Raw genomic sequence first — 22944 nt, 5'->3', positions numbered from 1 at the left:
CAGCCCAGGCCGGACCGGCGATATCGTCGCCGCCGCGCTGCACTTGACTCATTTCGAATACAAGTACCTATCCGAATCTTGTTGAGATCACGTCACTGGGGTGAGCCGTCGGTGGAGAACAAGAGCCTCGACGCTCCGTACGGTGAAAACGGCATCCTCAACCAGATGAACTTCGAGGACGTGCCGATCACGAAGCGGCTATTCACCGACGACGGACACATGCCCAGCACGATCCCGGTGATCGACGGGGACACGGTAAAGCACGTTCCGCCGCCAGCGGACGCGGTGGCCATGAAGTCCACCTTCCGGCCGCATTTCATCGAAACGAACCACTCTCGCAACGTCCTCATCGAGGACGTGAAGATCAGGAACACGCCGTTCTGGATCGTCCACCCGCTCAACTCCGAGAACGTCCTCATCAGAGACCTCGACATCTACAGCGACAAGACCAAAGACTTCGAGGCCACCGGCTGGAACAACGACGACGGAACCAACCCGGAGTCCTCCAAGAACGTCGTCATGGAGAGGAACCGGGTTACGGTCAGCGATGACGGTGCTGCGATCAAGGCCGGCCGAAACGTCAACGGCAGGCTGCACCGGCAACCAAGCGAGAACATCATCGTCCGAGACTCGCTGTACAACAACGACAACATCGGCACCTACTCCGCCGCGGTCTCGATGGGCAGCGAGATGTCGGGGGGCATCCGGAACGTGTTCATCGAACACAACGAGTTCGGCGGACCTGGGCTGGCGATGATCCTGAAGATCAAGACGAACTCGTACCGGGGCGGATTCGTCGAGAAGATCTATCTCCGGCACAACCTGCTGACGATGGCGCGGTCCGCGATGGTCCAACTCGACAGCAACTACTCCGAAACAGTGTCGTTCCCCAACGCCGACATCTTCAACCCGACAGTCCGCAACATCTACCTCGACGACGTCAACACCGCGCCGACTATGACACCAGGCAGGACCACGTTCCAGTTCTCCAGCGCAGCCTCGCGTTCACCGGTGGAGAACGTCTACTATCGGAATTCGACCTTCCACACGAGCAACACGCTGCAGGCCGCCTTCAACTCGAACAAGAACATAAAAAACCTGGTTGTCGAGAATGTAACCTACATCGACCCGTCGACCGGAGCGGAGACGGTTTACAACACGACACCGCTGAACGTCCTGAACGAGACGGTAGCTCACGCAGGTGATCAGACCGTGCAACTGACGCCGGTGAGCACCGGCAACCCGAATGTGATCAACAAGGTCTCCGGACACAGCTTCACGATCACCGGCCAGGTCGACCTGGCCACATACCCCGGCTTTGTAAGCGGTGGCACGGCCCGCATCTTCGTGGACAGGAGTGGCACGGCGATTCCGGTGACCATGAACGCGGACGGCTCCTTCACGAGTGGCACGATCACGCTGAACGACGACCAGTACTGGTACACCGATCGTCATTATGTCGCGCTGAACCTGTTCAACGGAATCAACATCAACACTATCGTCTACCACGTGGCCGCGGACGCAGGAACCTCCTGAAGTCCCTGACCATTCTCCCCGGGTGGCCGCACCGAACCGCGCGGCCACCCGGGAGACGATCTCGCGCCCCTATCCGCGCGGCCGGGCGACGCCTCGTCGGCGACCTGGTGGGCCTGGAGGCGCAGGCCGTCGGCCTGGCCGGCCTGGTGGTCTGGGGCCTGCACCGGGACATCGTCGACATCCTGGCGGTCCGGCTTCCGGTGTTCAACCTCGGCGCCATCCCGACCGGCCTACTGCGCCTCGACCCCGGCCCGCGGACGCGCTGACCTCGGCGCGGGTGGGCTGTGGACGGTCGACGCCGGCGACGTTGCGCTGGCCGACGAGGACGGCGCGCTGTTGTGCCGGGCCGACCGGGTGGGGGGAGGTGTTCGACCTCACCGAGTCGATCAGGGACGCGGAGCGACGGCAGGCCGACCGGAGGTGGGCCGGGGAGCCGCTGCGCGCACAGATCGGCTCGGGGCACATCTGGCCGCCCGGGCCGAGAATCCGGCGCTGACCTTCCGGGAACACCTGCGGGCAGTGGGCGGGGCGATCGAGGAGTGAACTCGGGGGCGGGTGACCGGCGAAGCCGGCCACCCGCGCCCCCGACCGTCCGTCACAACGCCGGGGCAAGCCCCTCCCACCGAACCACCCAGCCCTCCGGGAACCCGGGTGCGGTGCCGTCGGCGCCGGCCGCACCGGTCGCCCCGCCCGGCACGTCTGGGGAGTCACCCCAGCCCGCGCACATCATCGCGACGGCGTAGAGCAGCCCGCCCGCGGCCGGGAAGTATGGCGAAGGGACGCCCTTCTTGCCACTGGCCGGCAGCCCGGTGTCGGTGAAGCCGAGCCGCTCGTGCAGCAAGAAGTCCACCGCCCGTACGGGGTCCCCGAGGCGGGCGGCGTTCATCGCCAGCAGCGGGAAGTCCCAGCTGTACAGGTCGGTCACCGGCCACGTCTCGTACACCTTGGCGGTGGTCGCCCGCATGGTCTCGACGTCCACGCCGTCGCCGGGCAGCATGCCGTACGGGGCGACCGGGTCGGGGTGGTTGGTGTTGAACCGGGTCCACATGTCCGGCACACCCTCGTAGAGCACGTACCGGCCGTCCTGCACGGGCAGCGGCGCCAGCCGGGTGAGCACGTCGTCCCAGCGCGCGTCGCGACCCAAACCGAGGCGTTCGCGCCACTGCTGGGCGACCCGCAGCCCGAACCGCCAGTACGACAACTCGAAGGTCGGGTTCGTGGTGGCCCCGGCGGGGTTGCGCTCGTTGGCGCACATCAGCGGCGGCCCTAGAACGTAACGGCCGGTGCCGTCATCGTGGGCGAACGACGCCATGAACTCGGCGCTCTCGAAGATCACCGTCTGCCACTTGAGCAGCGTCCGGCGGGTCGGGTGGGCCTGGTAGTCGAGTTCGGCCAGGAAGATTGGGTGCGGCTGCTGCCAGAGCAGCAGGGCGGTCGGCACGTTCGGCGACTCGCGTCCGGTCGCGTCATCGACCGCGGTGGTCATCTTCGGCCACCGGGCGCCCCGGAAACCCTGCTCGGCGGCGAGCCGCCGGGCGCGCGGCAGGAACCGGGAGTAGATGTCGGTGCTGCGGTCCAGCAGCGGCCACCGGTCCCACAGCGCGTAGTGCGCGGCGTGCCACCAGTACATCTCCATGTGGAACTTGCCGTACCAGCCGTTGTTCACCAAGCCCGACTCCTGCGGCGGCTCATTGCCCGCCTCGTTGACGGCCAGGTGGTACTGGCTGAGCACGATCCGCCGCTCCAGTTCCCGCCACCGGGGATCGCTGCTGCCGGACAGGTCGACCGCCCCTCCCGTGTGCCAGAAGCGGGGCCACCAGGACGCGCTCTGCGCCGACACCTCTGCCGCTGGTGGGGCCGCCCGGTCCACCTCCGGTGCGAAGTGGCAGGTGAGGTCGAGCCGCTCGGAGCGCCCGCCGGTGATCCGGTAGCGGTGCCGCGCCGGGTCCTCCCGGGTCACCGTCGCGCCGGCGGTGAAGGCGAGTGCGACCTGGTACTCGGTCTCGTCCAGGACGTGCATGATCAGCGCGCCGGCGGCGCCGCGGGAGGACAGGGTCGTGGTGTGTGCCTGCGGCCGGTCCCAGAAGCCGACGTACGGGGCGGAGAACTTGTCCTGCCCGGCGGCGGTCGCGTAGGGGAAGTCGAGGAACACCGTGAGCCGGCCGAGCGCCACCAGGGGCGAGGTGATCCGGACGCCGACCGCGTCGATGCCGGGGTGGCAGGAGGTCTCCACGGTGACCGGATGCCCGTCCAGCCGGAAGCTGCTGTGAAGCAGCCCGGTCCAGGTGTCCAGCCGCTGCACCGTGTCGGTGAGGTCGGCCTCGGTGGCCTCGGTGCCGTCGGCCCTCAGCAGGCGCAGGCCGATCCGGCCCAGGTTGATCCGGTGCGGGTTGCCACGCAGCCAGTTGTGCAGCTCCGGCTCGTTCTTGTCGCCGGTCCAGTAGTAGACCGGCCGGCCGTAGGTGTCCCAGACCGTGCCCTTGTAGTCGGCGATGGTCTTCCCCGGCGGCAGGGCGTCGCTGTGCCAGCCCCAGTCGGACAGGGTGGAGAACGGGACGAACGTCTGCAGGCCGGTGACGTCGGCGCCGAAGGCGAACCGGCCGTTGCCCACCTGGACGGGCAGTTCCCGGTCGCTGGCGTACCGGACGACCGGGTGGCGGGAGACCACCGCCCGCCGGTCGATGCGCGGTCCGGGCTGCGGGGCCGCCTGCGCCGCTGCGGCCTCCGCGGCGAGGACCTGGGCCATCAACGGAGCGGCGGCGAGCGCGCCGGCTCCCCGCAGGACAGTGCGTCGGCGGATTCTGCGTTCTTCGGTCATCTCTGCGCCTCCTCGGCCGGGACGATGCCTCGCGGTTCGGGGCGACCGTGAATCGATTCAAGGACCCGGGTCACGCTACAAAGGCACCGGCGGCGGCTACAACCCTTGCCGGCGAACTCGACCGGATCCGGCCACCCACCCCCGACCAGGCAGCGGGCTTCGCAAGCATGCGCGCGGGGCCCGCGCGCAAGGTCACCAGGAGGCCGGCTCGCCCGTCTGGTACAGCCACCTCGAAGAAGGCGTTGAGGTTTTCCGTTGGTATTGGCGGTCTGCAGGCGCTCGTCGCGTTCGCCACGGCCGCGCCGCTCAGGCGCGGCGTTCCGCTGGGCCGGACGACTCGCGAAGCACCAGTTCGGTAGGCAGACGGATCGCCTCGCCCTCGCCCTGTCGTGCGGCGAACTGCTCGATCACGAGCTCTACCGCGAGCCGACCGGCGTGCGAGCCGGGTCCAGCCAGGGTGGTCAACGAGGGATGGACGAAGTCGGCGGCGAATATGTCGTCGAACCCGATCACGCTGATGTCGGCCGGGACTCGAACACCGCGCTGGGCGAGGCGTCGGATGATACCGATCGCCAGGAGGTCGTTGTGGGCGACGACCGCCGTCACATCGGTGCGTAGTGCTCCGTCGGCGGCGGCCCCGCCGTTGGCGACGTTGGGGGTGTACGGACCGATCCGGTGTGCCGTCAGACCGTGCGCTTCGGCCCCGGCGCTCAGTGCCGCCCAGCGCGCCGCGCCCATCCAGGAACTGGGTGGCCCGGCGCAGTAGGTGAAGCTCTGGTGCCCGAGCGAGGCCAGGTGTTCCAGGATCTGCTGACAGCCTGCGGCGGTGTCGAACGTGACGCTGGTCAACCCGGGCAGCTCTCGGTTGAACAGGACGATCCGGTGCAGTTTGGCGAGGTCGCGCAGGATCTCGTCGCGGAGTCGGCTGGAGGCCAGCAGGAATCCGTCCACGCCAGCGGCCAGGTCGCGAATCTGGTTCTCCTCGATGCGCCGGGATTCCTCGGCGTTGACGATCACGAGAGTGACGTCGGACGCCTTCGCGCGCTGCTCCGCGCCGCGGATCAGCTCGAAGAAGTGGGGATTGGTGATGTCCGAGAGAACCATGGCGATGGTGCGGTGGCGTGGACCCGGAAGGGCGCGGTTCTGCGGTCTGTGCTGGTAGCCGAGCTGTGCGGCGGCAGCGACGATCCGCTGTCGCGTCGCTTCGTTGACCCGGCCGGGCTTGTTGAACGCCCGGGAGACCGTCGATGCGGCCACGCCGACAGCTTGCGCCACGTCAAAGATGGTGGGCTCCACGAACGCATCTAGACACGACAATGGCAATTCTGGCAACACCTTGCAGAAGTTGTCGCCTGGTTCCTAGGTTGCGACCGTGCCGGCCGCACGGTGACCGTGTCGGACGAGAGGAGCGAGGGATGTCGCAGCCCGGGCTAAGAGGTCGAGGTGTGCAGCGCAACCAGCGCAGTTTCGCGGGTCGGGCCAGGCGGTGGTCCGCGGCTGTCGTGACCGTTGTGCTGGCCGCGTCCCTGACGTCGGTGGGGGTGACGCCGGCGCACGCATCGTCGGGTGACTTCACCATCTTCAACGGTCACACGGCCTCGCCGATCCTGATCGACACGTCCTACGGCGGCGATCACGCCGATCGGGACTACACGCAGGTGCGCCGCGCGGTTCAGGACCTGCGGCAGGACGTCGCCATGGTGACCGGGGCGATCGATCCCGGTGAGGTGCAGAGCCTGTTCGTCGACGACGAGTCGGCCAAGGAAGCGCGGTTGGCGAAGGCAGACCAGAGCAAGCTGCCGGCCCTGCTGACCGAGGCCGCGGGTCAGCAGAGCGCGATCATCGTCGGCCAGATCGGTCAGAGCCGGCTGATCGACGAGATCGTCGCAGCCGGCAAGTTCGACGAGGCCGCCAGGATCAAGGGCAAGTGGGAGGCGTACGCGACCAAGACCATCAAGAACCCGGTCCCCGGGGTCGACAACGCACTGGTGATCGCCGGCAGCGATGCCCGCGGGACGATCTACGGGATCTACTCGATCTCCGAGGAGATCGGCGTCTCGCCGTGGTACTGGTACAGCGACGTGCCGGTCAAGCAGCGCGACGACATCGACGTCAAAGGCAAGACCCGGGTCGACGACGGGCCGGACGTCAAGTACCGCGGATTCTTCATCAACGACGAGGAACGCACCGTCGCGTGGGCGAAGAGGAAGTTCCCCACCGGCAACGGCACGCCTGACGTCAACTTCTACCGGCACGTCTTCGAGCTGATGCTGCGGCTGAGGCTGAACACGCTGTGGCCGGCGATGCACCTGGCCTCGAGGGCGTTCAACGCGGTCACCGACACCGGGACATACGACACGGGGACACCGATCAACGCTCGCGAGGCGGCAACGTTCGGCGTGGTCGCATCCTCGTCTCACGCCGAGCTGATGCTGCGCAACAACGAGGGCGAGTGGCGACAGTGGTACGACCGTAACAAGGACGCGCTCCACATCAAGGGCTCGGACGCCGTGGCCGCCTTCGACTATTCGATCAACAAGCCCGCGATCCTGGAGTACTGGCGCCAGCGGGTGGTCGCCAACGCCGACTTCGAGAACATCCTTGCCCTGGGTATCCGCGGCGTGCACGACAGCGATCCGGTGTTCACACCCGGTAACCCGTACGGGTTCAAGGACAAGGTCGAGATGGAGGCCGACGTCATTCGCGAGCAGCGCAAGCTGATCGCAGCGGTCTACGGCAGCCCCGACGCTGTGCCGCAGGTGTTCATCCCCTACAAGGAGATGAACGACCTCTACAACGCCGGGCTGAAAGACCACATCCCCGCCGATGTGACCCTGATGTGGGCCGAGGACAACCAGGGCTATCTGCGCCAGGTGCCCACGCGGACCGAGGCCGCTCGGTCCGGCGGGAACGGCGTCTACTACCACATCTCCTACTGGGGCGAGCCGAAGAGCTACCTGTGGCTGAACTCGACGCCGATGTCCCTGATGGTGCAGCAGCTGCGTCGGGCGTGGAACTCCGGTGCGGGTCGCTACTGGATCCTCAACGTCGGGGACATCAAGCCCGGCGAGATCAAGCTCGGCCTGTTCGCCAAGCTCGCGTGGGACGTCGAGGGCTATGACGACACGAACATCGGGAGCAGGTTCCTCACCGAGCACGTGCAGCGAGACTTCCGGCTGAGGGGCAACAACGCCGCCGTGGTCGCCGACGCGCTGAAAAGGTTCGACGCGCTCGAGAACACCAAGCGCGCCGAGTTCTGGGGGGAGATCAACTCCTCCAACGCGAACTCAGGAAGGATCCACGCCGGTCAGGTCTTCCCGTTCAGTGCCACCTCGGACGGGGATGAGCTCCAGCGCTACATCAACGAGTCCAACGAGCTGGTGAGGATTCTCGAGGGCGTCTCCGCGAAGCTCGACCCGCGCTATCGCTCCGCATTCTATCAGCAGGTGCTCCACCGGGTCCGGTCCTACCGCAACATGGCCGAGCAGATCGGCTACTACTGGAAGAACCAGCTCGCCGCCGCCCAAGGTCGCTACGCCAGCGCGGGCAGCTACGAGCTGCTCTCGAAGCAGGCCCGTGAGCGCATCCTCGCCGACGAGGCCTACTGGAACACGATCAGCGACGGCAAGTGGGACCACGCCATCGACCACAGCCATCCCGAAGGCTTTCCGAACGAGGGCACCGTCATGCTCACCAACGACCGGTATGCCCGGGTGGCCGCACCGACCGATGCGGTGGGCGCCGCCGCCGAGGGGAGCAAGGAGCCCGGCCGCGGCACGCTGACGTTCAACTCGGCGGTGCCCGACGACAAGCGGTTCTTCGACGTGTTCTCCCGCGACGACGTAGCCAAGCCGCAGGAGTGGGTCGCCGAGGCGGACGCTGCGTGGATCACCCTGTCTCAGCGCTCGGGCACGACCGCGACAGAGCAACGAGTCACGGTGACGGTCGCCAAGGACCACCCGGCCACGACGGGAACGATCCGGGTCTTCAACGCCGTCGACGGCGCCAAGTCCGGCGACCCGGTCGCGACGTTCACGGTCGACGCGGCGCGGGCCGCCGTGGACCTGCGCCGGGTCGCCGAGCCGGCGCACCTGGAGGCCAACGGATACGTGGCCCTCGAGGCCGAGCACTTCTCCGAGAACGTGCCCGGCGCCGACGGGAGCCGGTGGGCCCCCCTTGAAGGCGTGGGCCAGCGCGGGGCATCGATGGGCAGCTTCCCGGAGATCGCGCCCCGCGTCGACTCCGGCTTCGAGACGACCGCCCGCCTGAGATACCGGGTCCACTTCACCTCCACCGGGAGGTTCACCGGGACCTTCTACCGAATTCCGACGCTGAACGAAGGCACCGAGGACAACGGCACGCCGCGCACCGCGCGCACGGCCGTCGGGCTCGACGACCAGGTCCCCAGCCTGCTGCGCGGCAACTCTGTCGCCGGTACGAGCACCAGCCCCTGGGGATTCAACATCATGCACGGGATCGAACCCCTGACCTTCACCGTCGAGGTGACCACGCCGGGCTGGCACGACCTGATGGTCTACCGCTCGGACACCGCGATCCTCTTCGACCGGATCATCATCGAGACCCGCGACGGCGCGGTCGGTGACGGCCTGGTCGGCCCGCCCGAGAGCCCGAACAACATCGCCGCACCCCAGACGGCGACCGTGGCGGCACTTCCCGCCGTGATGCCGCAGCTTCGCCGGCTGCCTGCGATCGAGACGTCGGTGGGCCGGACAAGCAGGGTCGAGGGCGTGGCGGGCGTGGTGGCCGCGGAGTCGGACAACGAGACCGCGGTGTCGGTCGCGGTCAAGGACGGTGCGGTGAGCATCACCGGACACAGGGCCGGGCGAGCCGAGGTCTCCATCACCGCCGGCGGCGGGGAGGCCTGGGTGCTGACCGTCACGGTGCGGCGGGCGGACGGTGCGCCGGTCGGCCCGTACCTGGAGCAGGACGGCCTGGTCGTCCTCGATGCGGCCGACGCCCTCGAGGACAGTGCCACCGCTCGTGCGACCGACAGCAACAACGGGACGCACGGCTGGGCGTTGGCTCGTAACGGCCTGCAGGTCGTCCCGTCGGCCGATGCCAGCGCGAAGGCGCAGTGGCTGGCGACCTCTGCGGCCCAGGCCGAGGCGTTGTTCAAGGCCGGCCCGACGCAGAAGGTCAACGGAAGCTCCGCAGCGGGAGCACCACCGCGGCTCGACTTCACCGTCGACATCCAGACCGGTGGCACGTACTACCTGTTCGTCAACTCGAGCAACCCCAACGTCGATGCGGACTCCTACCACCTGGTCGTCGACGGGCAGTGGCGGTACCAGTCGAACAAGTCCGGGCCGGAGACCGGGTTCGAGACCTGGTACGGCAGCACGAGCGTCGCGGGTGCCGCGCTGGCGCTCAAGCCGGGCGAGCACACGATCACGCTGGCACCTCGCGAGGCGGGGCTGGCGCTCAACCAGATCGCCCTGACCAGGAACGACACACCCAACTTCACCGGCTTCCAGGCCCCCAGCCGCCGGAAAATGAGCGCTTCATGACGCTCTGACATCGAGCAGAGCCCCATCAGATCCTGCCCCCGCTACCAACCGAAACGGCCGGACCTTCCAGGTCCGGCCGTCTCGTCATGTGCGGAGCGCCGCCTCAGCCCACGCCGCAGTTGTTGTTGCGCGCCGGCTGCGTCAGCTTCTCCTGGCTGCCGAACTTTGCATAGACCCGCAGGTAGCACGGCAGATCGACGTCGCCGTAGTAGCTCGTGACCGCATTGTCGTAGTGAGTCGTGCCGCTCTGCGCGACCTGCCAGGTGCCACTGTCGCCCGACTGGATCGCGCGGCACGCGGCCTGCCCTCGGACCGCCCTCCCTCGCCCGCCACCGCGATGTAGCGGGCCCGGGGCGAGCCGTGCCGCGGCCAGCCGGCTGGCTTGTGACAGCTGTGCCGAAGGGTGACGGCGGAGAGGGCCGACCTCTCCGCCGTCGTCCGGGTGGGGCTCGGTCAGGGGCAGCCGATCGGCGGGTAGGGCACCTGCCGCAGCTGGTAGGACGGCTGGCCGCTCGCGGCGACGACCGAAGCATCCACGGTCACCGTCCCGGCGGGAAGCGATACCGACCCGGTGGGAAAGGTCTCGGAGACCCGCACACCGGGCGGCACATCGCGGAACTCCTTGCGACCCCACGGAGTGGTGATGCGGACACCGGCTGGCAGCAGCTCCCGGTTCGTCACGTCGACCGCGACGGCGCCACCGGACGGAAGACACACCGTACGCGCCTGTGTCGACAGGTCCACCTCGTCACCGCCGGGAGGCATGAGCCGCAGGGCGTGGAACAGGCTCGGATCCTTCGCTTCGGCGACACCCTTGCCCCAGGTGCTCCAGCCGCGGCGACCCGACCCGTCGTTGTCGTTGATCGCGATGGTGGCGGCCATGATGCGACTGGCCGGGTCGACCCCGAGCGCCGCCCACGTCGCTGCCAGCTCGTAGGTCGTCGTCTTCGTCTTCTCGTCCCGCTTCATCATGGTCGCGATGCCGTCCGTCCCGCCACTGACGGGTAGCCATCGGGTGAGGTCGACCGGTCCCGCATCGGTCAGGGCGGTGCCGACCTCGCCGACGGGGCGGCCACTTTCGCCCGGCCAGCCCGGGGACGACCCGAGTTGGAGACTGTCGCCCTGCCAGATGGCCGCATCCCTCGCGGGCTGCGCCTGGACGTCGTCGACGATCTGCGCGGTGAGGTAGAGCCGGCTGTCGTCGTGTGTGATCCACAGGCTTCCGCTGAGGTCCTGAAGGCCCTTCCATCCGGTGATCACCTGTTCGTCCTTGCCCAGCGTCTGGGCCGGGAGCTTCTCCAGGGCGCGGTCCACCACGCCGTCGATCTTCACCGGCTGGTACGGGACGTCCACCGCCACCGAACTCGCCGCCACGACCACGCCGCTCGCGGTGTCGGTCGCCGGTCCGGAGACGGTCGCCGACCACGCACCGAAGGCGGTGAGCGGAACATCCTGTACGGCCGTGGCTCCGCCCGCCACCTGCGCATCGACCAGCGCTGTTCCCCTCGAACCGCCGACGGCCCAGGTGACACCGTCGAGGCGTACCGCGTGCGTGCTGCGATTGAGAACCTCGAGCCGCAGCACGTCCGTGCCGGCAGCGCTCAGCACGTGCTCACCCGTCAGCTGCAATGCGGGAACGACCTGCGCGGCGGCGGTGAGGACGCCGATCGCGTGGCCTCCCTCCCGTACGACCGCGGTCCAGGTGCGCTGCCCCACCTGAGCGGGCGCGAGCGCCGCCGCGACGTCCTGCGTCGCCCCGGCGGGCACGGTCGCCTGCGTGGTCAGCCCATCGGAGACGAGCGAGAGGGTGCGGGTCGTCGTCCCCGGGTTGGCGATGTGCCAGGTGGCATCCGGCGCGCTTCCGCCGACGGAACCCGTCACGGCCAGCGAGAACGGCGAGGTGGTCGCCACCTGGCCCAGTGCGCCTTGCAGATAGATCGGCTCCGCACCCACAGAGACGTGCACCCGTCCGCCGGCGTCCGGCTCAAGGACAGTGGTGCCGCCGTAGAGGTTGGTGACCGTTACCGAGCCGGTCGCCTGGACGCTCCACGTCTGCGGCGTCAGTGCCCACAGCGCCTGCATCCGCGTGTCAGCGGATTCGCCCGTACGCGGGCCGAACTCGACTCCGTAGCGGCCGGTGCCGAGCGACAGAACCGCGCGTACGGGGCGCTCCGCCGTCTGGCGAGTGAGCACGCCCTCCGCGGTGAACGCGGGCTTGGGGACGTACGCACCACGAGCGTCAACCTCGTTGCGGATCATCCCGAAGTTGTGCTCGGCATCGGCCGGGTTCGTGCCGTCGTCCTTGAAGTCGTAGACGGTGTAGCGCCCGATCCCGTCGCCGAGGCTCAGGAGTTGGGCGCGCGCGAGGTTGCGTGCCTGTACGCCGGGCGCTACGCCGGGTGGGTTCTGCGTCGTGTACCAGCCGTGCTCGGTGAACCAGATCGGCATGTCGGGGTGCCCCGCCGCGGTGAACTTCTGCCGCAGGATCGCCACGTGGGTCCGGAACGCCTCCGGCTCGGCGGTGAAGTTGTACGGGTGGGTCGAGAACGCGTCGATGTGGTCGAGGCCGCCGGCGGCGATGAAGCCGTCGAGCCAGCCCTGCCAGTCGTTCATCGGCGCGAGGGCAGGCCCGGCCAGTGTCGCGTCCGGATGCGTCGCCTTCACCTTCGTGGCCGTCGCGGCGAGCAGCGCGACGTAGTTCTGCGGCGTCGCCCCCGCGGGCCCGGTCACGTCGCGGATGTTCCACTCGTTCCACACCTCGTACGCCGCGCGCGCGGTGCCGAAGTGATCGACGGAGGCCTGGGCGTACCCGGCGAAACCGGCTCGTCCCTCATCGGTCGCGGGCGCCTCTCCCTGGTGGTAGAGCGCGTTGCCGTAGTCGAGCACCTGCAGGAAGTCCACGCCGGTCGCGCGTAGCGCCGCATCGGCGTTCTCCACGCGCGAGGGGAAGGCGTATGTGCCTTTGACCCGTTCGACCTCCGACCAGTACGCCTCGTCACGAGCGAAGCCGAGGCCAGCCTTCCCGAGCAAGGGTGCGGAGGCCGTCGGCCACCTTCCACCGTAGTGCGTCGCGGCACCAACGCGCCGTTCCCGGAGCGTGGTCGTGGGCAACACCGAGACGTCCGTGCCGCCGTTGACGGTGGTGCCGTCGGGCTGGACGGCGGCAATGTCAACCGTGTACCAGCCGGTCCCCAGGGTGCCGAGGGAGATGGTGTTCCCGAGCTGCGCCGGGGTGCCGGAGCCGGCGGCGACGACGGCCCCGTACGCGTCCCGCGCCGACCAGCTGAGCGACGTGGCGGCCGTGTCGACGCCGAACGAGACGGTGTCGCCGGTCGTGAAGGCGTTGCCGAGCGTGGTCGGCCTGATGGCGAGCGGGGGCGGCGGTCCCTGGGCGATGACGTCGTCGACGTCGAGCGTCACGGCGGGGCCAGGAGAGATGCGGAACGCGTCGATCAGCAGCGAGATCTGCGTCAGCGGCCCGTGCCACACACCGTCATTGGCGCCGCCCCAGTGAACGTACTGAGTTCCGCCGGCGAAGGTGGTGATCGACAGCTTCTGCCACTGTGTGCCGGGGGAGAGCGCGACGGTCTGCTGGTGCGCCTGCCCGGTGCTGTCGACGAGGCGCAGGACCAGGCCGGTCAGCTGGGCGCTGCGTACCGAGAGGTCGAGTCTTCGCAGGTCGACTGAGGGGACGGCGCGCGCCATCTCGACCGTTCCGCTCGGCGCGTTCGCCTGGACACGGGCGGAGGCGGTGCCACCCGCGGGGGTGTCGGTGGTGGTCGTGAGCGTCGCTGTGGCGCCGCCCGTCGTCACCGGGAACCACGGATCGGTGCCGTGTTCGAAGTCGCCGATCACGACGGGCCCGGTGTCGGCGGCGGCGGGGTGTGGGGCGGACAGCAGCGCCATGACGGCAGCGAGGGAAGCCAGCAGCGCGAGCGCTCGGCGGGAGAGCGCCCTTCCGGAAAGCGGGGAGATCGTCCTGGGCATGAGCACTCCTCGATGAGGCGTCGGATGATCGCGATCGGGGGACGGGGAGGCTTTGCGGTGCGAAATCGGTTTCGCAGTCGGCATTTTTCGCCGGGCGGTCGGACTCTGTCAATGCCTTCGCGCCGGTATGCTCTCGGCATGCCGTCGAACCGCAACGTCCGGTTGAGCGACATCGCGTCGATCGCCGGGGTGTCGCTCTCCACCGCGTCCAAGGCCCTGAACGGGGGCGATCGGATCTCGGAGGAGACCCGGGCGCGCGTGCGTGAGGTCGCGGAGCGGCTCGATTTTCAGCCGAACGCGCTGGCGCGCTCCTTCGCGCTCGGGCGCAGCCGGACCATCGGGGTCCTGACCTACCGCGCGGCCAGTACCTTCGCAGGTCCGGTCCTCATCGGCGCGGTGCTGCAGCTCGGCGAGCTGCAGCAGGCGTCTCTCGTGTTCGACGAGGACCTGCTCGTGCCGCGTCAGATGACCAAGAGCATCCGGGCGCTCCAGGCGCGCCGCATCGACGGTCTTCTCGTCGTCGGGGACGGTCACGAACGCGTGTCGCCCTCGGTGACGCACCATTTCGGCGTACCCGTGACGTACGCGTTCGCGGCGTCGGACCATCGCGAGGATGTCGTCTACCTGCCCGACAACGAGGGCGCGGGCCGCCTCGCGACGCGGCACCTGGTGGAGCGCGGTCGTACGCGTATCGCCCACATCACGGGCAGTCGGGACAGCATCGCCGTGCGCCTGCGTGAGCGCGGAATGCGTACGAAACTGGAGGCTGCCGGGCTGAAGCAGGCCGGCGAGACCCGGCACGGATCCTGGTCTCACGAATGGGGCGCCCAGGCGATGTCCGACCTGCTCGATTCCGGTGCCGAGATCGACGCCGTCTTCTGCGGCAACGACCATATCGGCCTGGGCGTGCTTGAGGTCTGCGCCGCGCGCGGCCTCCGGGTGCCCGCGGACATCGCCGTCGTCGGCGTCGACAACTGGGAAGGCATCGTCCTGGACCAGGGCATCCGCCGGCTCACCACCGTCGATCTGGAGCTGCAGCGGCTCGGCCGGCTCGCCGCGGCCGATGTCCTTTCTCCCGAGCGGGCGCCCGGCGAGCACCTCGTGGCGCCGACCCTCGTGCTCGGTCCTTCCTCCTGACGCGCGGCCGGACAACGCAGCGTTCCTGACCGCACGGCAGTCCTGACGGGACTGCCGTGTCTCGGCATGCGCCGGAGCGGTCCGTCGGCATCCGCGTATTGACATCCTTTGGGGCGTGTGCTTCTCTGCTGCGAAAGCAGTTTCGCAACACCGTCTCCGACAGTGAGGATCACCGGCGTGCCTGAGCTCTTCCGACCCACCCGTGTGTTGGTCACCGGTGCCGACGGGACCGTTGGCCGGCCGACGGTCGAGGCGCTCGTCGACCGCGGCATCGCCGTCACCGCGCTGTCCCGTACCTGGTCCGCGCCGACCCCGGCGGACCGGGTCTTCACGGGCGACGCCGCCGATGAAGTCCTGGTGCGAGACGCGCTCGCGGACGTGGACGCGGTCGTTCATCTGGCGGCGACGGCGCACCCCGACCTCGACACGCCGCGGGCCGTGTTCGTCGGGAACACCTCCGCGACATTCACGGTCCTCGCGTGCGCCGGGGAGGTGGGCATCCGCCGGGCGGTCATCGCCAGCTCGATCAACGCCTTCGGGGTGCCGATGAACCGGCACGACGTGATGCCGGCGTACTACCCGCTGGACGAGGCGTCGCCCGTGGCGCACGACGACGCGTACTCGCTGTCGAAGTGGGTTGACGAGCAGGTCGGTGCGTTCGCTTGCAGCCGTTGGGACATGACCGTCGTCGCGCTGCGCTTCCCGCTCGTCCGCGAGCTCGCCGCGTTGCGGGACACGGTGCGGCGCATGATCGCGACTCCCGGGGAACGGGCGCGCCTCGCCCGGGAGGGGTGGGCGTACCTGGAGATGGGGGATGCCGTCGACGCGATCCTGCGCGGCCTCACCCAGCCGATCTCCGGGATGCACACGCTTCTGGTCGCCGCGGCGGACACCATCCTGAACGAGTCCACGGACGACCTTCTCGACCGCTACGCCGCCCACGTCGAACGCCGGCAACGATTCGACGGGCGTCGAGCGCCGATCGACACGTCCGCCGCGCGCCGCGTACTCGGCTGGGCTCCCGTCGTCTCGCTCGCCGAGGGCGAGGCATCTGTCATGGAGGCATCTGCATGAGTACGCCGGACGCAACGTCCCCCTTCGCCCAGCCCTGGGAAGCGCCCGACGACGTGCGCATCACCCGGGTCCGGGCGATCGCGACCGCACCGGAGGGCATTCCGCTGCTGGTCGTCAAGGTCGAGACGAGCGACGATGGCCTGTACGGCCTGGGCTGTGCGACCTTCACGCAGCGCTGGCGGGCGGTCGCGACCTACGTGGAGGAGCATCTCGCCCGGCTGGTCGTCGGCCGCTATCCGGGCGACATCGAAGACCTCGTACGCCTTGCCAGGTTCTCGTCCTACTGGCGTGAGGGCCCGGTCGGCAACAACGCGATCTCCGGGCTCGACCAGGCGTTGTGGGACATCGCGGGAAAGCGGGCCGGACGGCCGGTACACGAGCTTCTCGGCGGCAAGGTACGCGCGGCGGCCGACACCTACCTGCACGCCGCCGGCGCGACCGTCGAGGAGACCCTCGACCAGGCAGAACGCCTCCGGGAGGAGGGGCTGCGGCACATCCGGCTGCAGACGGGCCAGCCGGGCGCCGGCCACTACGGTGCCCCGGCGGTGCCCCACACCGCAACCGCCGACCACCAGTACCCGGGCGGCTGGAACGTCGAGGAGTACCTGCGGCGTACCCCCGAACTCTTCGCGGCGGCCCGCGACCGGCTCGGCCCCGACATCGCTCTGCTGCACGACGTGCACTCGCGGCTCTCGCCGAAACAGGCCGTCGTGCTCGCCCGCTCGCTCGAGCCGTACCGCCTGTTCTTTCTGGAAGACGTCATCGCGCCCGAGCATTGGGACCGCCTGCCCGAGGTACGGGCAGCCTCGCCCGTGCCCCTCGCGGTGGGCGAGCTGACCACGTCGCTGACGGACGCGGCGCGCCTCGTGCTCGGCGGGGGCGTTGACTTCATCCGCTCCCACGTCTCCGGCATCGGGGGCCTCACCGCGGCACGCAAGATCGCCACCGCTGCGGAACTCGTGGGGGTGCGCACGGCGTGGCACGCCCCAGGCGACACATCGCCCATCGGTGCGGCAGCCAACGTCGCGCTGGATGTGACCAGCCCGGCCTTCGGCATCCAGGAAGGCCACGTGTACACCCCCGCCGTGCACGAGGTCTTCCCCGGGACGCTGCGCATCGAGCGCGGCTGGCTGCGCCCCAACGAGTCACCGGGCTGGGGGATCGACCTCGACGAGGCCGCCGCCGCCCGGTTCCCCGCCGGACTCTCCGGGCACGACGCGTGGGCCGCGCGGGTCCGCGGCCGGGACGGAGGACTCATCGCTCCCTGACCGGCAGCACCGCCCACACCCAGTGATCCACCACCAACACTGTCCGAGGAGACTCATGAAAAGCACAAGAACCACGCTTCTCGCGCCGGCAGCCCTGGCCGTCGCAGCGCTCGCCCTGGCCACCGGGTGCAGCGGGCCGAACAGCGACTCATCCGGGCCCGTGTCGATCACCGTCGCGGGCATGCCCACCAATCAGCAGCCGGAGGAGCTCAACAACTTCAACCGCGACATCGCCGACTTCATCAAGGCCAACCCCGACATCAAAGTCACCGGCGACGAAGCCACCTTCGACGTACGCACGTTCCAAGCACTTCTGGCCGGCGGCAAGCTCCCGACCGTCTTCTACGTCCCCTTCACGGAGATGCAGGGACTGATCGCTCGCAAGCAGATCGCCGATATCACCGGCACCATCCCCAAGGACTCCGCGATCGGCCGGATCAACCCGTCCATTCAGAAGATCGTCAAGGACTCCGGCGACCACATTTACGGGGTGCCAGTTCAGGCGTACAGCATGGGTTTGCTCTACAACCGTGACCTGTTCAAGAAGGCGGGCCTCGACCCCGACAAGCCGCCCACCACGTGGGACGAGGTACGCGTCGCCGCGAAGGCGATCCAGTCCGCCACCGGCGTGCAGGGCTTCGCGAGCATGACGAAGGACAACACCGGCGGCTGGGTGCTCACCACGATGAGCTACGCCAACGGCGGCACCATCGAGTCGGCGGACGGCAAGAACGCGACCGTCGACAACGACGCCACCCGCAGCGCACTGGAGTTCTACCGCTCCCTGCGGTGGGAGGACAACACCTTCGGCTCGAACTTCCTGATCGGCTACAACGACGCCATGAAGGCGTTCGCCGGCGGCAAGATCGGCATGTTCGTGCAGGGCGCGGACGCGTACAAGACGCTGGTGTCGAACATGGGCATGAAGCCCGACGACTTCGGCCTCGCGCCGCTGCCGCAGGCGGCCCAGGGCCTGGGTACGCTCGGCGGCGGTACCGTCGCGATCATCAACCCGCGCGCCTCGGTCGCCGAGACCAAGGCCGCGATCAAGTGGGCGGAGTACCGGTACCTCCGCAAGTACGGCAGCCAGGAGGCGGCCGTCGCGGACGCAAAGGCCAAAGCGGCCGACAAGCAGCCGGTGGGCGAACCCGCGCTCTCGCTCTTCGACCAGGCGACGACCGACCGGTATCTCGGCTGGGTGAAGGACTACGTCAACGTGCCGCGGCAGAACTATGCGGCGTACCTCGCCTCCGCTCAGACGATGGCTCTGGTCCCCGAGCCGCCGACGAAGACGCAGGAGACGTACGGGACGCTCGACACTGTGGTCCAAGCAGTGCTGACGCGCAAGGATGCCGACATCGACGCGCTGCTGAAGGAAGCCCAGCGCAAGGTCCAGACGACCATCGACGCAGGCTGATCTCCGCTACCGGCTCCCCGTCCCGCCGCGGTCGCCGTGACGCGACGGGGAGTCCACCCGAACAGACGAGGTGATCTCGGTGACTGTCCAGGCCCCGTCCCGGCCGGCGTCCCGCATGCAGCAAACCGTGGCGAACCGTCCGTCGCGCGGGCTCATGGGCTGGGTACGCCGTGGTGGGCTGTCCACGCTGGTGTTCTTCCTGCCGCTCTTACTGTCGTTCGGCCTCTTCTCGTGGTGGCCGATCCTGCGGTCGCTGCCCCTGAGCATGCAGCAGACCAATTTCCTGACGGCCGACTGGGTCGGCCTCGACAACTTCACGCGGGTCCTGGCCGACCCGCTGCTCCTGACGGCCGCGCTCAACACGCTGTGGTTCGCGCTGCTGGCCCTCGTGATCGGGTTCCCCGTGCCGGTGATCCTGGCGGTCTTCATCGCGGAGTTGCGTCGCACCCGGGGACTGGCCTCGGCGCTCGTGTACGTGCCCGTGATCTTCCCGCCCGTGGTCGCCGTCCTGTTGTGGAAGGCATTCTTCGACCCGAGCCCGACCGGCGTGCTCAACACCATCCTCGGGTGGGTGGGGCTGGGCCCGTTGTCGTGGCTCAACGACGGCGACCTCGCCATGCCCTCGATCGTGCTGCAGGCCACCTGGGCGTCGTTCGGCACTGCGACAATCATCTATCTCGCCACGCTGATGGGCGTACAGACCGAGCTGTATGACGCCGCGGAGACAGACGGGGCGAGTGCGTTCCGGCGGTTCTGGCACGTCACTCTCCCGCAGATGCGCGGCGTGCTGCTCGTGATGATGCTGCTGCAGTTGATCGGCACCTTCCAGGTCTTCACCGAGCCTTACATCATGACCAATGGCGGTCCCGAGAACCGCACGGTCACGATCCTCATGCTGATCTACCGGTACGCGTTCGTATCCGGGGACTACGGGCGCGCGACGGCCTTGAGCCTCCTCCTGGCGATCGCCCTGTCAGGCCTTTCCTGGATCTACCTCTGGGCGACCAAGCGCTGGAGCACCTCATGACCGCCGACGCCGAACGCAGCCTCCTGTCCCGTCTCGACCGGCGCCGACCCGGCGTACGGATCGCCCTCGTCGCCGTCCGAGTGCTGCTGTTCGCCGCTCTCGCCGTCTTGTGCGTGGGACCGCTGTTCTGGCTGTTCAAGGCCGCGACATCGACCACGACCGAGACGCTCTCCGCGCCGTTCTCGCTCTGGCCGAGCGGGATCCACTGGAACACCTTCGCCGAGGTGTGGACAAAGGTCGACTTCGCGCGCTACTTCGTCAACACGCTCTGGCTCATGGCGGGGTCGCTGTTCTTCGGGCTCCTCGTCGCCACGACCGGTGGCTATGGGCTCGCCATTCTGAAGCCAAGGTACGCGAAGGCCGTGTTCGCAGCGATCCTCGCGACGCTGTTCATTCCCGGCGTCATCTCGCTCGTCTCGCTCTACCTGACCGTGATGGACATGCCGCTCGTGCACGCCAACCTGATCGGAACCCTGTGGGCGGTGTGGCTGCCCGCCTCGGCCAACGCGGTCAACGTGCTGCTCATGCAACGGTTCTTCGCGGCCATTCCCGCCGACCTGTTCGAGGCGGCCCGAATCGACGGCGCGGGTCCCTTCCGGGTCTTCGTCTCGCTCGTGCTGCCGATGTCACGGCCGATCCTGGGCGTGGTGAGCCTGCTGACGCTCGTCGGGGCGTACAAGGAGTTCCTGTGGCCGCTGCTGGTGCTGCCGAATCCGCAGGACCAACCGATCTCGGTCGCGCTGCCGCGGCTGGAGAGCTCCGCCGACTTCGCGCAATTCATGGGCGCCCTGTTCATCTCCGTGATCATCCCGGTGGTGCTCTTCCTCGTGTTCCAGCGGCAGTTCCTGCGGGCGGCCGGCAACTCGGGAGCCCTGAAAGGTTGACGTCCTCCTCTCCCTAACAGGAGGGGATTCTCTGGGCCGCCCCAAAGGTTACCGCTGCACTGCCGGCCGCCCTCGTCCGCACGGACCGAATGCCTGATCTCGGAAGGAACCCCATGCCTCGATTCGACCTCCCCCTCGACGAACTCCGCGCTTACCGGCCCGAGGTCCGCGAACCGGCGGACTTCGACGACTTCTGGACGCGTACGCTCGCCGACGCACGCGCCGCAGGCGACAAGCCGTCATTCACGCCGGTCGAGTCACCCCTGGCGGCATGCCAGGTCTTCGACGTGCGGTTCTCCGGGTACGCGGGTGACCCGGTCGCGGGGTGGCTGCTCGTCCCGGCCGATGCCGAGGCGCCGCTGCCCACCGTCGTGCAGTACCTGGGTTACGGTGCGGGTCGCGGCCTGCCGCACGAGTGGCTTCCCTGGGTTGCCGCCGGATACGCGTTCTTGGTCATGGACACGCGCGGGCAGGGGGCGCAGTGGGGCGTCGGCGGCCTCACGCCCGATCCGCACGGCAGCGGCCCTGCCGCCAGTGGCGTCATGACCCGCGGCATCGACAGCCCCGAGACCTACTACTACCGCCGGGTGTTCACCGATGCCGTATGCGCGATCGACGCTGTTCGGGAGCATCCGCTGGTCGACGCCGCTCGCGTGTCGGTCTGCGGAGGCAGCCAGGGCGGCGGCATCGCGCTGGCCGCCGCCGGGCTGTCCGGCGGCCTCGCCGCCGCCCTGCCGGACGTCCCGTTGCTGTGTCACTTCGAGCGGGCGGTCGGTCTCACCGAGCGTGACCCGTACCAGGAGATCGTCCGATACCTCGCGGTGCAACGAGGCATGACGGAGCGGGTCTTCACGACTCTGTCGTACTTCGACGGGGTGTCCTTCGCCTCTCGCGCGTCCGCGGCGGCGCTCTTCTCGGTCGGTCTGATGGACCAGACCTGCCCTCCGTCCACGGTGTTCGCCGCGTACAACGCGTACGCGGGGGACAAGACGATCACGGTGCACTCCTACAACGGTCACGAAGGTGGAGCCGCGGGTCAGTGGACGCTCCAGGCGGCGTTCCTCGCGGATCGGCTGGGCCGGTGAGCACCCCAGTCCGCTACGGCGTCAACTACCTGCCCAGCCGCGACTGGTGGTACGCGTGGGTCGACTGGAACGACTCTGCCATCGCGCGTGATCTCGACGTCATCGCCGGACTCGGCTTCGACCACGTGCGCATCCAATGCTTGTGGCCCTTGTTCCAACCGAACCCGGCGTACGTCTCCTCAGCCATGCTCAACCGGCTCGTACGCCTGCTCGACCTCGCCGAAGTGCGCGGCCTGGCAGTCTGCCCGACAGTGCTCGACGGCTGGTTGAGCGGCTTCGACTTCCGTCCCGCCTGGCTGCGGGATGCCAATCCCTTCACCGAGCCAGACGCGGTGGAAGCCGCCGCGCTGTTGGTGACCGCAGCCGCCAGGGCCGTCTCGGCGCACCCGGCCCTGTGGTGTCTCGACATCGCGAACGAGCCGAACGTTCTCATGCGACAGTCCGGGCTCGGGTCAGGCGCCTGCGATGCCTGGGCGCGCCGCATGGTCACGGCCGCCCGCGCCGGGGCTCCGGGCGTACCAGTCACTGTTGGTGTCGATCACGAACCCTGGATGACCGGCGACTGCGCGCTCAGCGCAGAGGCGGTGGTGGACATCTCGGACCTGGTCGCCATCCACGCCTGGCCGTACTTCACCAGGGCGCTGGCGCGGTTCGGTGACCAGGAGCGCGGCGCGTGGGCGATCCCGGACTACCTCGCCCAGGTCGCGTTGGCGATCCTCGGCGGACGGCGGAAGCCGCTGTGGGTGCAGGAGGTCGGCGTGTCCGACCTCTGGCTCGAGCGGGCGACGGTGCCGGACTTCGCCGAACGGATGCTACGGCGGATCGCCGCGATCCCGGAGGTCACCGCTGTGACGTGGTGGGCGTCGCACGACATCGATCGCCGATTCCGCGGCTTCGACGAGCTCGAGTACGGGCTCGGTCTCATCGACACGGACAACTCCGTGAAGCCGGTCGGGGCGCGGGTCCGCGACGTGATCGCTGAGCTGCGGGCTCACAGCACGCCACCCGAGCCTGCCGCACCTGGCATTCCGCTGCCGGCGGGAACTGTTCCGGACCTGGATTTCGCGTCGGAATGGTTCGCCCAGCTGGGAACCGACGCCGGCCCACGGATCGTACGCGAGGACGCCCGATGAGTGCGCCAGCTCGTCGGTGGCGACGCGCCAGTGGAGCCCGACCCCGGCCG

Annotated in this window: 14 protein-coding genes; 11 read left to right on the top strand and 3 right to left on the bottom strand. The window is 68.8% G+C overall.

Translation table 11 applies throughout. The annotated features are described in order from the left end of the window. Positions 1 to 111 precede the first annotated feature (111 nt). Positions 112 to 1536, top strand: coding sequence for a glycoside hydrolase family 28 protein (locus ACFYM6_RS33620; RefSeq protein WP_387281502.1), 1425 nt, complete (start codon positions 112 to 114; stop codon positions 1534 to 1536). Between the two features lie 107 nt (positions 1537 to 1643). Beyond that, a complete protein-coding gene (locus tag ACFYM6_RS33615; RefSeq protein WP_387281501.1) occupies positions 1644 to 1802 on the top strand; it encodes a hypothetical protein in 159 nt (52 codons plus the stop codon). Between the two features lie 329 nt (positions 1803 to 2131). Here ACFYM6_RS33615 and ACFYM6_RS33610 read toward each other — a convergent pair whose 3' ends face one another. Further along, on the bottom strand, positions 2132 to 4354 hold the full coding sequence (locus tag ACFYM6_RS33610; protein WP_387281500.1) for a hypothetical protein: 2223 nt from the start codon (positions 4352 to 4354) through the stop codon (positions 2132 to 2134). Between the two features lie 306 nt (positions 4355 to 4660). Then, a complete protein-coding gene (locus tag ACFYM6_RS33605; RefSeq protein ID WP_387281499.1) occupies positions 4661 to 5650 on the bottom strand; it encodes a LacI family DNA-binding transcriptional regulator in 990 nt (329 codons plus the stop codon). A gap of 119 nt (positions 5651 to 5769) precedes the next feature. Here ACFYM6_RS33605 and ACFYM6_RS33600 point away from each other — a divergent pair, with 119 nt between their 5' ends. Then, a complete protein-coding gene (locus ACFYM6_RS33600) occupies positions 5770 to 9882 on the top strand; it encodes a glycosyl hydrolase 115 family protein (RefSeq protein ID WP_387281498.1) in 4113 nt (1370 codons plus the stop codon). 453 nt (positions 9883 to 10335) lie between these two features. Here the strand turns inward: ACFYM6_RS33600 and ACFYM6_RS33595 are convergent, their stop codons facing one another. Then, positions 10336 to 13869, bottom strand: a complete 3534-nt coding sequence (locus tag ACFYM6_RS33595; RefSeq protein ID WP_387281497.1) for a hypothetical protein — start codon at positions 13867 to 13869, stop codon at positions 10336 to 10338. Between the two features lie 138 nt (positions 13870 to 14007). On the opposite strand from ACFYM6_RS33595, the gene ACFYM6_RS33590 reads away from it, so the two are divergent. The 8 genes from ACFYM6_RS33590 (at position 14008) to ACFYM6_RS33555 (ending at position 22894) form a co-directional block, all read left to right on the top strand. Further along, positions 14008 to 15006, top strand: coding sequence for a LacI family DNA-binding transcriptional regulator (locus tag ACFYM6_RS33590; protein ID WP_387281496.1), 999 nt, complete (start codon positions 14008 to 14010; stop codon positions 15004 to 15006). A gap of 177 nt (positions 15007 to 15183) precedes the next feature. Beyond that, positions 15184 to 16080, top strand: coding sequence for an NAD-dependent epimerase/dehydratase family protein (locus ACFYM6_RS33585; protein ID WP_387281495.1), 897 nt, complete (start codon positions 15184 to 15186; stop codon positions 16078 to 16080). Next, complete coding sequence (locus tag ACFYM6_RS33580; protein WP_387281494.1) at positions 16077 to 17348, top strand: enolase C-terminal domain-like protein; 1272 nt, start codon at positions 16077 to 16079, stop codon at positions 17346 to 17348. Before ACFYM6_RS33585 ends, ACFYM6_RS33580 begins: the two co-directional genes overlap by 4 nt. 55 nt (positions 17349 to 17403) lie before the next feature. Further along, positions 17404 to 18765 (top strand): extracellular solute-binding protein, encoded by a 1362-nt coding sequence (locus ACFYM6_RS33575; protein WP_387281493.1) that lies wholly within the window; start codon positions 17404 to 17406, stop codon positions 18763 to 18765. A 79-nt stretch (positions 18766 to 18844) separates the two neighbouring features. Continuing rightward, entirely contained in the window at positions 18845 to 19792 is a 948-nt protein-coding gene (locus ACFYM6_RS33570) for a carbohydrate ABC transporter permease (protein WP_387281492.1), read from the top strand. Next, positions 19789 to 20676, top strand: a complete 888-nt coding sequence (locus ACFYM6_RS33565; protein WP_387281491.1) for a carbohydrate ABC transporter permease — start codon at positions 19789 to 19791, stop codon at positions 20674 to 20676. Before ACFYM6_RS33570 ends, ACFYM6_RS33565 begins: the two co-directional genes overlap by 4 nt. Before the next feature lie 113 nt (positions 20677 to 20789). Beyond that, on the top strand, positions 20790 to 21761 hold the full coding sequence (locus ACFYM6_RS33560; RefSeq protein ID WP_387281490.1) for an acetylxylan esterase: 972 nt from the start codon (positions 20790 to 20792) through the stop codon (positions 21759 to 21761). Further along, positions 21716 to 22894: a cellulase family glycosylhydrolase gene (locus tag ACFYM6_RS33555; protein WP_387281489.1), complete on the top strand. Its 1179-nt coding sequence runs from the start codon at positions 21716 to 21718 to the stop codon at positions 22892 to 22894. Before ACFYM6_RS33560 ends, ACFYM6_RS33555 begins: the two co-directional genes overlap by 46 nt. The last annotated feature ends 50 nt before the right edge of the window (positions 22895 to 22944 follow it).

This window comes from Micromonospora sp. NPDC006431 (assembly GCF_042870725.1).
Lineage (GTDB): Bacteria > Actinomycetota > Actinomycetes > Mycobacteriales > Micromonosporaceae > Micromonospora.
The sequence above is the reverse complement of the archived record's forward strand: the minus strand, read 5'-3'. Positions and strand labels throughout refer to the sequence as shown.

Excerpts from the sequence above, each read along its gene's own strand:
- ACFYM6_RS33600 (WP_387281498.1), top strand. The coding sequence starts at position 5,770 with ATGTCGCAGCCCGGGCTAAGAGGTCGAGGTGTGCAGCGCAACCAGCGC.
- ACFYM6_RS33565 (WP_387281491.1), top strand. The coding sequence starts at position 19,789 with ATGACCGCCGACGCCGAACGCAGCCTCCTGTCCCGTCTCGACCGGCGC.
- ACFYM6_RS33595 (WP_387281497.1), bottom strand. The coding sequence starts at position 13,869 with ATGCCCAGGACGATCTCCCCGCTTTCCGGAAGGGCGCTCTCCCGCCGA.
- ACFYM6_RS33610 (WP_387281500.1), bottom strand. The coding sequence starts at position 4,354 with ATGACCGAAGAACGCAGAATCCGCCGACGCACTGTCCTGCGGGGAGCC.
- ACFYM6_RS33560 (WP_387281490.1), top strand. The coding sequence starts at position 20,790 with ATGCCTCGATTCGACCTCCCCCTCGACGAACTCCGCGCTTACCGGCCC.
- ACFYM6_RS33590 (WP_387281496.1), top strand. The coding sequence starts at position 14,008 with ATGCCGTCGAACCGCAACGTCCGGTTGAGCGACATCGCGTCGATCGCC.
- ACFYM6_RS33575 (WP_387281493.1), top strand. The coding sequence starts at position 17,404 with ATGAAAAGCACAAGAACCACGCTTCTCGCGCCGGCAGCCCTGGCCGTC.
- ACFYM6_RS33580 (WP_387281494.1), top strand. The coding sequence starts at position 16,077 with ATGAGTACGCCGGACGCAACGTCCCCCTTCGCCCAGCCCTGGGAAGCG.